Origin of the sequence: Streptomyces coerulescens, from assembly GCF_042657965.1 — a bacterium.
GTDB lineage: Bacteria > Actinomycetota > Actinomycetes > Streptomycetales > Streptomycetaceae > Streptomyces > Streptomyces coerulescens.
In genome coordinates, this window is sequence record NZ_JBHSKM010000001.1 from 111,060 (window position 1) to 120,082 (window position 9,023).

Consider the following 9,023-nt stretch of genomic DNA (forward strand, 5'->3'; position numbering starts at 1 on the left):
TTGGGGGTGGGTTGGGGGAGGGGGGGGGGGGGGGGGGGGTGAGGGCGCGGTGGTCGCGTCACGCCGTGGGGGACGGTGGCGGCGGCTGCGGGTTGGTGGAAGTGCGGTGCAGCGCGGTGGTCGCGTCACGCCGTGGGGTAGGTGGCGGCGGCTGCGGGTTGGTGGAAGTGCGGTGCAGCGCGGTGGTCGCACCGTGCCGTGGGGGGGGCAGCTGGGCAGGGTTGGCAGGAGTGCGGTGCATCGGTGGGGCGGGTCGGAACGATGCGGTCGGTGCCGGACTGCAAGGCTCTGGGCTGGGCTGGGCTGAGCTGGACCCGGCTGGGCGGGACTGGGCTGGACCCGGCTGGGCGGGACTGGCTGGGCTGGACCCGGCTGGGGCGGGACTGGCTGGGCTGGACCCGGCTGGGGCGGGACTGGCTGGGCTGGACCCGGCTGGGGCGGGACTGGCTGGGCTGGACCCGGCTGGGGCGGGACTGGCTGGGCTGGTCCGAACTCCGGAGTACGGTCGGCCGGGCAATCACGCCGCTCCCCCTGGCCGCCGCCTCAGCTTCCGGTCAGCCTCCGGTCCGCCCGGCGGCCTCGCCGGCGCCCAGGACGCCCCCGAACACGGCATCGTCGGCGCCCCTGCCATCGACGCCGCCCTCGTCCTCCGCGCTCCGCTTCCGCTCGATCAACCGCCGTACGAGGCTGACGAGTTCGGCGGGCTCGAAGGGCTTGGCGAGGAATGCGTCGACACCGACATCGAGGCCGCTGTCGACCTCGTACTGGGTGCAGGCGCTGATGATGGCGAGGGGAACGTGACGGGTGCGGGGGTCGGCACGCAGCGTCGCGGCGGTGCGCAGCCCGTCCAGCCTGGGCATGACCACATCCAGGGTGATCACGTCGGGCCGCACCTGATGAACGACATCCAGACACTCGGCACCATCGGCCGCGGTCACCACCTCGAGCCCCTCCAGCTCGAGATTGACCCTGATCAGCTGCCGGATGACCTTGTTGTCGTCTACGACAAGGACCCGGCCGGAAGCGCCTGGCACAACTCGAGAGTAGGTGCGGACCGGCCACCGCGTCCGGGTTTTCCCGACTTCCACCCCGTGCGGGCGACCCACCCCAGGTCGCACCGGGTGCCACGCCCCCGGAAACCCGTTCATGAACACCCCACCGAAGCTGGTAGGGTTCTACCCGTCGCCGCCAAGCAAGGCGCCCGACACGCCCCCGTAGCTCAGGGGATAGAGCAACGGCCTCCGGAGCCGTGTGCGCAGGTTCGAATCCTGCCGGGGGCACCCTGTATGAGGTGCCCAAAGACCCCGTCACCAGCGGAGACGCTGAGGCCGGGGTCTTCGTGTATGTGCAGGCATATGCAGCGCTGAGCGACCACGCCCCTGGGAACGGGGTCTGTGGACTATGCGCGGACAGGATCTCGGAAATCCGCCCAGCTCAATCTCTGGAGATCACGATGGCGGCCGACACCGCGATCCCGTGACGTCATCACCCCGCGTCGGGCCACAGCTCCGGGGGCGTCGGTGGTTCCGGGTCCTGCTCGCGCTCCACTCGTCGCTCGTTCTCGGCGCGCAGCGTTGTCAACCACGGCCAGAGATCGGGCGGCTGTTGCGCCGAGCACGCAAGCCGGTGCTCGATACGGCACCGCTGGAACGGATCGGGCGGGCAGACGCCGTACACGGTCACCCGTCCGTCGGACAGCTCAATCCATCGATGCTCGGCCGGCACCGTGTGAGCCAACGGGGCCATGTCGGGTTCAAGCAGCACCCAGTCCCGCTCCAGCGTCAGTACTCGATCCGCCGGCAGTCCGCAGTACAGACAGCGTGACTGGCCGCCGCCCAGCTTGCTCGGTCTCTCTCGTAGAACCCCCATACCGCGAGGGTCGACAGCCCAGAGTGCAATGCAAAGAGGGCGAATCGGACGAGACGCGTGATGCGCACAGGCTTGGTTGAAACCACACGCAACGCGGAAGGTGCAAGCCGCAACTAGTGACCGACGGCGCGCGGCCGAGACGCCACGAAGCCCCCAACCCTCTCGGACTGAGGAGCCGGGAATCGAGGTTCGTGTCCACTCGTACTCGCACAGGAGCTCTTCGATTTGCCTGTCGGCGGTCTTCTGCCGTCCATCGATGGCACTTGGCATAGCACCATAGCGACTTAGCAGGTCCTCGACATGACCCCCGCGCACCGCCTCGACGACGCGGCCCTCCTCTGACGCCTCCCGTGCCGTCCGCGCAGCCGACCAAAGGGAACGGAATGAACCTCGCCGCCAAAGGCATCGCCATCAGTTCCGTCCGGCTGTCGATGCTTGCTGCAGCCGTCTTCATCATCTCCACCCCGTGGATCGCCGGATGGGCCCTCTCCACGTTCGTGATCTGGAGTGCGTCCTTCGTCGGCCTTGTCTACGCGGTAAATCTCCTGCTGGTGCGGACCGCTGCACGATGGGACATACGGAATCGGGTACCGCGAGGCGAACAAGTGCGGCTGGTGGTGGTAGTGCGCAGGAAGGTCGGGCGACTGCCCTTCTCCTTGCTTGGTGATGAGTTCGTTGTGGCCTTGACCGACCGGCGGCTGCTCATTCGGCCGCGCTCCACGTTCACTGGACGTCCCAGAGGAGCGCTGCACCTGGGTGAGCAAGTCACCTTTCGGCAGGGAAAGATCCTCTCCATCGAGACAGAATCCGGCGTCAGCATCGACGCACTGGTGCAGGTGGCGCATCGACACGACGTTGCCCATTGGGTAGATCGGCTGAAGGACCGCTGACGGGCGGGCACCGGCTCGCGCTGTTCGCGACGAGATCGTCTGCCCGCATCCAGGTCGCCCTGATGAGCGTCGATCAGCAATCCTGCCGGCGCACTGCGCATGCAGTGCCTGAAGACCCCGCCATCAGCAAGTCAGCCGCATCGGCCCGATGGGCGGCTCCAGCCCCGCGCGTCGCATCAGCACCCCCCACCCCACACCCCAGCACCGGCCTCCATCAACCCCTGCCCCCGCCCGCATGCACGCCCTTACCGCCCCCCGCCCCCAATCCCCCGCTCCCGCCCCCACTGCCCCGCATCGCCCTCCGGCAGGAGTTCCGCTGCCTGGTGTTGGGTGTGTGCGGCTGCTATTTGGGCCTCCGTCACGGCGTCTCCGCGTTCGCGCACCAGGTCTTCATAAATGGGGAGGTGATCGTTTTCGGCGGGGGTGTGTGTCACTGTGTCGTCCTTCCGCTGGGTATTGCCGTCAGGCCCTGTTCAGGCGGGCGGCAATTCCGTGTCCGAGGGCCAGATAGAGGACCGCGGGAAGGCCGTAATTGAGGACGACTCGTAGGCCCTCTGTGTCCATCGTGAAAATGTCGCGTGCCCATCCGGAGAGGAAGTCGGCGGCCCCGTGGACGAACTCCACGAAGGCGTTGCCCTGGTTCGCGTCGAGGAGGTACAGGACGATCCACAGGCCCAGCAGACCGGCCGAGACGTCGGCGATCGTGCAGACGGTGAGGGCTGCTCTGCGGGCGGTGTCCCGGTTGCGCGCGGTGCGGTCCTGGGCCGGGTGCTGGTGGTCGTACGTCTGGTATCCGGATACCGGGTCGGTGTTCACAAGAAATCCGATCTGACGCGTTGTTTGGCCGGCTGGCCACCGCGCTGGACCGGGATTCGGCCTTTGCTCGGTGGCTCTCTTCTGCCTAGTTCTGCGCCAGATGAACGCGACCGTGTTACACCACTGCCGGGGGCATCCCACATATGGCGAATATGGCGGCCCATTCGGGCACTTACCCAAATGTTCGCGCCTGTGTACGCATTTGCGGATGCAGCGGCGTGGACGAGGGTGTGGCGTCAGGAGTCCTCGGCCACCGGGAGCATCGCCCAGACCGTCTTACCCATCGGGTGCCGTCGGGTCCAGCCCCAGTGTTCGGACAGGCTGTCGATGATGCGCAGCCCGCGGCCATGCTCGTCGAAGGGGTCGGACGTGTGTGGGTAGACCGGCGGGTGGTCGCTCGGGTCGGTGACCGCGCAGACAAGGTGGGCCGGGCGGCGGACGCTGAGCCTGAGCCAGATGCCGGGGTCGGCCGCGGGGCGGGCCGTGGAGTGCGGTGCGGCGTGCAGTACGGCATTGGCGAGCAGCTCGGTGACCACCGTCAGGGCATCGGGGCCGCAGTGGTCGAGCTCCCAGCCGGTCAGGGTGCGACGGACGAAGTCGCGGGCCTGGCCGCAGCCCCGTTCGGCGCCGACGAGGCGCAGGACGGCGGAGTGGGGTGCCGTGCGCAAAGGCTCCGGCCTCACCTGCCGGCGTGGGCCCGGGGGGCCGCTGTGCGCTGGTGGCGCCGTCGTCAACGCCTCATGTGAGGCAGCGCCACGGGGCAGTCGGAGCCCTTCGTACGCAGGTAACGACACAACGTCTCCCCTGATACACGGTCAGGACTGGGCGTCCGCACTGCACTTGACGCCAAGGGCTATTATCCACGCCGACGGCCTCTCCGTGCAATTTCACGGGAAATTTCGCGTGAGATGTCGTGGCGGAGCACGTGGTGCGGCCCGGGCCCACGGGGGCGTCGGGCACGCGCGTGACGGAACGTGAGCAAGGAGAGTGCAGTGCCAACAGCACCGAACGGCGTACGGGCAGACTCGTTGGGCGTCCGCTGGATCAAGAGCCGGCACAGCAATGCCGAGGGCAACTGCGTCGAGGTGGCCGCCCTGGGCGACGGCAGTGTCGCGATGCGCAACTCCCGCCACCCCGACGGACCGGCCCTCGTCTACACGCCCGCCGAGATCGCCGCCTTCCTGGCCGGCGCGAAGGAAGGAGAGTTCGACCACCTGGCGTGACACGGACGTCCGCCCGGGAACATCCGGTACAGATCGGCGAAGGGCGAAACGCCGCCCGTGAACGGAAGTTGAGCCTTCCACTTCTCGCGGTTTCGGCGCCACGAGGCGGCGGGATGCGATAATGCGGTCTGTCGTATGCCGGTCTACGGGGAGTCAGGATGTCACCCGAGTCACCTCGCATCTCCCGCCTCGAACCCTATCTGGAGCGGACCGAGCCCGCGCCGACCCTGCTGAAGATGCTGGTCGGCGTCCAGTTGGCGGGTCTCCGCGAGGACCTCGGGCTGTCCCAGGACCAGGTCGCGCGGGCCGTGGGATTCAGTCCGGCGAAGCTCTCGCGCATCGAGGCGGGCAAGAGCCGCCGACGGAGGCGGACGTGCGTGCCCTGCTGGAGCACTACCGCACCGAGGAGTACGAAGCCTCGGTGCTGCTCCAGTTGCTGCGGCGTGCCGGCGAACCGGGTTGGTGGCAGCGCTATGACAAGCGGCTGATGCCGGAGTGGTTCGACCGGCTGGTCGGGCTCCAGGAGGCCGCGACGGCCATCCGTACCTTTGAACTCCAGTATGTACCGGGCCTGTTGCAGACCGACGACTACACCCGGGCCGTCGTCGAGCGCGGACTGCCGGCCGCGCCGGCGCGCGAGGTGCAGCGGCGCGTGGAGCTGCGGATGCGCCGGCGCCAGCTGCTGCACCGCCCGGACGCGCCCCAGCTGTGGGCGGTCGTCGACGAGTCGGTGCTGCTGCGGGTCCTGGGCAGCCGTGAGGTGATGCGCGCGCAGCTGGAGCATCTCGTGGAGATGGCCCAGCGGCCGCATGTGACCGTGCAGATCGTGCCGCTGGACGTCACCAACGCCTCGGCGCCCGCGATGCCGATCACCTATCTCCGCTTCGGCGGCGTCGATCTGCCCGACATCGTCTATCTGGAGCACATCAAGAGCGCGGCCTTCCTGGAGGACCGCGACGAGACCGAGGAGTACCGGCTCGCCCTGGACCGCCTGGGCGACGAGGCCCTCAATCCGCGCGAGTCGCTTGAGCGGCTGCGCGAGACGATGAAGCGGTACGCATAGCGGGCGCCCAGCGCGGCTCCCGCCAGGAGCGGTGCGCATGGGAAGCACTCCGGCTCCCAGTGGGGCTCCCGCGGAGGAGCGGTGGGCACGGAAGCACTCCCGCCGGAAGGAAGCACCCCGGCCGGGAGCGATACACCCGGCCACTCCTGCCCCAGGAGCGATACACCCGGCCACGCTCAGCCCCGGGAGCGATACACCCACGCACGCTCAGCCCCGGGAGCGGCGATGCCGCCGCTCCCGCGCTCTCCGGTCGCTACGCCATCGGCGCTACGGCAGTCGGCCCACGCCACCGAACTCGATCCACTCCTGGGTGAGCTGACGCGGTGCCACCTCGGTGTCGGGGCGCCAGGTGGAAACCTCCACCAGGCCGGGTTCGAGGATCTCCAGGCCGTCGAAGTACGCCGCGACGTCCTTCTCCTGACGCACCCGGCCCCAGTGGCCCTGCGTCGCCTGGTCCATGAAGTCGGTGACGAACTTGCGGACCTCGGGGTCCTCGCTGACCAGCTGGCACATCACCATGAAGCTGCCGGGCGCCAGACGCTCGCGCACCCGCTGGGCCACGGCGAGCGGGCCGTCGGTGTCGCTGTCCGGGATGCAGTGGAACACCGAGTTGAACAGCACCGCCACCGGCTGCGAGAAGTCGATCAGGCGCTCGGTGTCCGGGTGGGAGAAGATCAGGTCCGTCTCGCGCATGTCGGCGTGGATGACGGCGGTGTTGTTGTTCTGGTCCAGCAGGGCGCGGCCGTGGACCAGGACCATCGGGTCGTTGTCGACGTACACCACGCGCGAGCCGGGGTCGACGGCCTGGGCGACCTGGTGGACGTTGTTCTGGGTGGGCAGGCCGGAGCCGTGGTCGAGGAACTGCCGGATGCCGAACTCGCCGGCCAGGGTCCCGACCACGCGCTGCAGGAAGCGCCGGTTGTTCAGGGCGAGGGCCCGGGTACTGGGGACGACCTTGTCCAGCTCTTCGCAGGCGGCTCGGTCCGAGGCGTAGTTGTCCTTGCCTCCGAGGTAGTGGTCGTACATGCGCGCGGCCGTGGGGACCGCGGCATCGATCGACGTGGACAGCTTTCCAGGCTCCATGGCTTCCCCCAGGGGCAGGACGGCCGAGGAGATCACCTCGCCGACAACACATCCTAGGGAGACCGCAGTTGGTCGGGCCAGTCCATCGGTCAACCAGCGGGAGAATGCCACCCTTGACGGGGAGGGCGGGTACGGGATCCGCTGCTGGACGGCGGCCGAGGTGTCCGGGGGCGGCACCTTTCTTCCAGACGCCCCGAATGTCCTTGTGTCGTCAATTATTCGTAGGTGCCTACGAGGTGACCGGCTCTTGTCCCGGTACGAGCCCGTCAGCGCACGGACCTCTCGGTCGCGGCGGCCCGTCCGTGAGGGCTTCTCGGACGCCTTTCATGATCAGGGCTGTGCGGCCGGTCACTTCGAACTAGGGTTCTCGACCGGAAGCCACATTCGACGGGGGTAGCACGTGGCCGATGCGGCGCGCTCGCAGGACGACACCGCGCACGACGGGGGAAAGAACGGCCGGTTCACCGGCATGGGTCCCTTCATGCTCGTGTGGAGCGGGCAGGCGGTGTCACTGGTCGGCAATTCCGTCCTGCGGTTCGCTTTCGTCTTCGAGACCTGGTCGGCCACCGGCCGGGCGACCGCGCTGACCACCCTCTCGCTGTGCGCGCTGCTCCCCCAGGTGCTGCTGAGTCCGCTCGCCGGGGCCTTCGTCGACCGCGTCAAGCGGCGTACGGCGCTCCAGCTCGCGGACGGCGGGGGGCTGCTGGTCGTGGCGCTGCTCGCCGTCCTGCACTTCACCGGAGGGCTGCGCACCTGGGAGGTCTACGGGGCGGTCATGCTGCTCGGCGGTGCCGCCGCGTTCCAGTTCCCGGCGCTCGGCGCCGCCGTCCCGCTGCTGGTGGACAAGAGCCGGCTCCAGCGTGCGAACAGCCTGTTGGCGAGCGCCAAGAGCACCGCCGATGTCGGCGGCCCGGCCCTCGGCGGACTGCTGGTGGCGTTCTCCGGGCTCGGTTTCATCCTCGTCGCCGACCTGGTGAGCTTCGCTCTCGCGCTGGCCGCGATCCGGGTCGTACGGATGAAGGGGGACAACGGTCCGGCGGCGGAGGCGGCCGGCGGTCCGCGTAAGAAGCTCGTCGCCGAGGCCGTCGAGGGGATGCGGTTCCTCTTCCGCTTCCCGAGCCTGCGCGATCTGATGCTGGCCTTCTGCTGCGTCAACCTGGTCATGGTCTTCGGCTTCGCCGCCGTACAGCCCATGGTGCTGGCCCGCTCCGGCGGCGAGACCTCGGCGCTGGCGAGCGTCAACACCGCGATCGGGGTCGGCGGGGTCGCGGGCGGGCTGCTGATGGCGGCCTGGAGCGGGCCGCGGAACCGGGCCCGGGGCATGCTGCTCGGGATCATCGGCATGTGTCTGTCCGCCCAGGTGGCGATGGCGCTGGCGGGCGAGGTGGTCGGCTGGTGCGCGGCCATCCTGGTGGGCGCGGCGCTGATGCCGATGATCAACGGCACGATGCAGGCGATCGTGCAGACGAAGGTTCCGCAGGAGTGGCACGGCCGGGTCTTCGGCGCGGTGATGTTCCTGTCGCAGATCTCCGTACCGCTGGCCACCGCGGTCTCCGGCCCGCTGGCCGACCACGTCTTCGAACCGCAGGCCGCGGACGGCAGCGGCGTCTTCGTGGTGCTGGGGCCACTCCTCGGGGACGGGCCCGGCAGCGGCATGGCCGCCATGCTGCTCGTCGCGGGCCTGTGCGGCATCACCGTCGCGGTGCTCAGCATGTCCCGGCGCACGGTGCGGGAGATCGACTCGCTGCTGCCCGATGTCACCGACGACGACGCGGACTCCACGGTGCCCACCGACAGCGCCGAGTCCACCGGTACCACGGGGACGGACAAACCCGACACCCCCGAGAACAAAGCACTCGTGGAGGGCTGACCATGACCACCAATCCCTTCGAGGACGAGAACGGGACCTATCTCGTCCTCACCAACGCCCAGGGCCAGTACTCACTGTGGCCCGACGGGATCGCCGTGCCGGACGGGTGGGACGTGGCACTGACCGCGAGCAGCCGTGCCGAGTGCCTCGCCTTCGTCGAGGAGCGCTGGACGGACATACGTCCCACCCCCGCGGGCGCAGACGCCTGA

General features: G+C 69.1%; 9 protein-coding genes, 1 tRNA gene and 1 pseudogene. 6 read left to right on the forward strand and 5 right to left on the reverse strand.

The genetic code is table 11. The annotated features are described in order from the left end of the window. Nucleotides 1-554 precede the first annotated feature (554 nt). A complete protein-coding gene (locus ACFPQ9_RS00515; RefSeq protein WP_380844639.1) occupies nucleotides 555-1,148 on the reverse strand; it encodes a response regulator in 594 nt (197 codons plus the stop codon). Between the two features lie 60 nt (nucleotides 1,149-1,208). On the opposite strand from ACFPQ9_RS00515, the gene ACFPQ9_RS00520 reads away from it, so the two are divergent. Then, nucleotides 1,209-1,280: transfer RNA gene (locus ACFPQ9_RS00520), tRNA-Arg, on the forward strand. A gap of 205 nt (nucleotides 1,281-1,485) precedes the next feature. Here the strand turns inward: ACFPQ9_RS00520 and ACFPQ9_RS00525 are convergent. Beyond that, nucleotides 1,486-1,869, reverse strand: coding sequence for a DUF6083 domain-containing protein (locus ACFPQ9_RS00525; protein WP_380844642.1), 384 nt, complete (start codon nucleotides 1,867-1,869; stop codon nucleotides 1,486-1,488). A gap of 383 nt (nucleotides 1,870-2,252) precedes the next feature. Here ACFPQ9_RS00525 and ACFPQ9_RS00530 point away from each other — a divergent pair, with 383 nt between their 5' ends. Continuing rightward, nucleotides 2,253-2,759 carry a hypothetical protein gene (locus tag ACFPQ9_RS00530; protein ID WP_380844645.1) on the forward strand — a complete coding sequence of 169 codons (507 nt, stop codon included), beginning with the start codon at nucleotides 2,253-2,255 and terminating at the stop codon, nucleotides 2,757-2,759. A gap of 462 nt (nucleotides 2,760-3,221) precedes the next feature. Here ACFPQ9_RS00530 and ACFPQ9_RS00535 read toward each other — a convergent pair whose 3' ends face one another. Together ACFPQ9_RS00535 and ACFPQ9_RS00540 are read right to left on the reverse strand one after the other, a co-directional pair. After that, nucleotides 3,222-3,575, reverse strand: coding sequence for a hypothetical protein (locus tag ACFPQ9_RS00535; RefSeq protein WP_380844648.1), 354 nt, complete (start codon nucleotides 3,573-3,575; stop codon nucleotides 3,222-3,224). A 236-nt stretch (nucleotides 3,576-3,811) separates the two neighbouring features. Then, nucleotides 3,812-4,243: an ATP-binding protein gene (locus tag ACFPQ9_RS00540; RefSeq protein WP_380844650.1), complete on the reverse strand. Its 432-nt coding sequence runs from the start codon at nucleotides 4,241-4,243 to the stop codon at nucleotides 3,812-3,814. Nucleotides 4,244-4,567: 324 nt separating this feature from the next. On the opposite strand from ACFPQ9_RS00540, the gene ACFPQ9_RS00545 reads away from it, so the two are divergent. Then, nucleotides 4,568-4,798: a DUF397 domain-containing protein gene (locus ACFPQ9_RS00545; RefSeq protein ID WP_037862983.1), complete on the forward strand. Its 231-nt coding sequence runs from the start codon at nucleotides 4,568-4,570 to the stop codon at nucleotides 4,796-4,798. 158 nt (nucleotides 4,799-4,956) lie between these two features. After that, nucleotides 4,957-5,861: pseudogene (locus tag ACFPQ9_RS00550) on the forward strand (helix-turn-helix domain-containing protein). Between the two features lie 267 nt (nucleotides 5,862-6,128). Here ACFPQ9_RS00550 and ACFPQ9_RS00555 read toward each other — a convergent pair. Continuing rightward, nucleotides 6,129-6,944 (reverse strand): SAM-dependent methyltransferase, encoded by an 816-nt coding sequence (locus tag ACFPQ9_RS00555; RefSeq protein WP_380844653.1) that lies wholly within the window; start codon nucleotides 6,942-6,944, stop codon nucleotides 6,129-6,131. 400 nt (nucleotides 6,945-7,344) lie between these two features. Between ACFPQ9_RS00555 and ACFPQ9_RS00560 the strand changes: the two genes are divergently transcribed. Continuing rightward, nucleotides 7,345-8,814: an MFS transporter gene (locus tag ACFPQ9_RS00560; RefSeq protein WP_380844656.1), complete on the forward strand. Its 1,470-nt coding sequence runs from the start codon at nucleotides 7,345-7,347 to the stop codon at nucleotides 8,812-8,814. 2 nt (nucleotides 8,815-8,816) lie between these two features. Continuing rightward, complete coding sequence (locus ACFPQ9_RS00565; RefSeq protein ID WP_380844659.1) at nucleotides 8,817-9,023, forward strand: MbtH family protein; 207 nt, start codon at nucleotides 8,817-8,819, stop codon at nucleotides 9,021-9,023.